The 1433-nt window shown below is 79.8% G+C and carries 1 protein-coding gene and 1 pseudogene; both read right to left on the bottom strand.

What is annotated here, in order from left to right:
• Window positions 1-405: hypothetical protein (locus AB0F10_RS45625; RefSeq protein WP_360640874.1), on the bottom strand; the 405-nt coding region annotated here is incomplete at its 3' end.
• 28 nt (window positions 406-433) lie between these two features.
• Window positions 434-1433 (bottom strand): annotated as a pseudogene (locus AB0F10_RS45620) (hypothetical protein); the annotation flags it as partial.

The raw sequence follows: 1433 nt of genomic DNA, 5'->3' as shown, positions 1-1433 counted from the left end.
GTGGTCGCGCCGCGCCGCCGCGGCGGGGGGGGGGGCGCGGGCGGCGCCCCCCCCGCCCCACCCCGCGGCGGGTGCGACGCCGTCCCCCGGGGTGCGGCCGTCCCGCCGGCCGCCCCCCGCGGCGGGGGTCGGCGCGGCCGTCCAGGCCTTGCCGTCCCAGCGCGCCGCCAGCGGGTTGTCCGCCGGATTGCGCAGGACGCCGACCGCCCAGACGTCGGCCGGGCCGGCGGCGCTCACGTCGCGCCACTGCGTGCCGGTCGTGCCGGCCGGCGGCGTGTAGTAGGGGCCGGTGACCCAGCTGGGGCCCATCCGGGCGGCGGCGGGCAGGGCGGGTAGCAGGGCGGCCAGCAGGGTGGCCGGCACGGCCGCCGCGAGCGCGGCGACCGATCGTCGGTACAAGGGCATTCCAGTCCTCCGTCGGATGGCGAATGGATCAGAGGGGGTCGGCGGGGGCCCGGGCGATGAGGCGCGGGCCCAGGCGGTGGATCAGGGGGTAGGGCCGGGACGCACGCAGGAAGCGGGCGAACGCCGCCTCGGCCTCGGCCGCCCGGCCGTCCCGGCCGCACAGCACCGCCCTGGCGAGCGGCAGGAACTGGCGGTTCCAACCGGCCTGCGCGTGCGCGGTGGCGGCCATGGCGGCGCACTCCGGCTCGCCGGCCGCGCCCGCGAGGACGTCGAGGAACAGGGCCGGTCCGGCCACGAAGGACAGGTAGGAGGCGGGCCGCCGGGCCTCGTCGGCGGCGGCACGGCGCACCTCGGCGAGCGCGCCGGGCAGATCGTCGCCGCGCAGGTGGCCGATGGCGAGGCCGAAGCCGCGTACCGCGGCCGAGAAGTCGTCGTCCTCGCCGCCGAGGTCCCGGAACCGCTGCAGGAGCGGGCCGGCCTCGGCCGGGCGGCCCTGGTGCGCGGCCACGATGACCCGCTCGCCGAGGGCGATCAGCCGGGTGTGCGTGAGCTTGAGCCGGCGGGCGGTCTCCTCGCATCGTTCGGTGGCCGCCCGGGCCGCGTCGTACTCGCCGCGGCAGATCCGCACGACGGCGAGCTCCAGCTCGATGTTCAGGGCGGAGACCACCGCGCCGGCCTCGACGGCCTGGTCCAGCGCCGCCAGCAGCCGGCGCGGGTCGGCGGACCGGATCCCGTCGTGCCCGCCCAGGTGGTAGAGCAGGCCGATGCGCTCGGCGACCAGGTGGTGCTCCTCGGCGATGGCCAGCCCCTGCTCGTAGAGGGCGTGCGCCTCGGCCAGGTCGCGCCGGCGGGCGCACCGCCCGAGCACCTCGAGGGCCTGGCAGGCCACCTCCGGCGGGCCGCTCGCCCGGGACGCGGCCAGGGCCCCGGTGGCCAGCCGCTCGGCGGCCGGGTAGCGGCCCCGGGTCGGGTTGCCGAAGACGATGCGGGCCGCGACGACGGCGATCCGGGCGGCCAGCGCCGGGTCG

It is taken from the genome of Actinoplanes sp. NPDC026623, assembly GCF_040638275.1.
In the GTDB taxonomy this organism is placed as follows: domain Bacteria; phylum Actinomycetota; class Actinomycetes; order Mycobacteriales; family Micromonosporaceae; genus Actinoplanes.
This window is presented reverse-complemented; position numbering and strand designations above follow the sequence as displayed.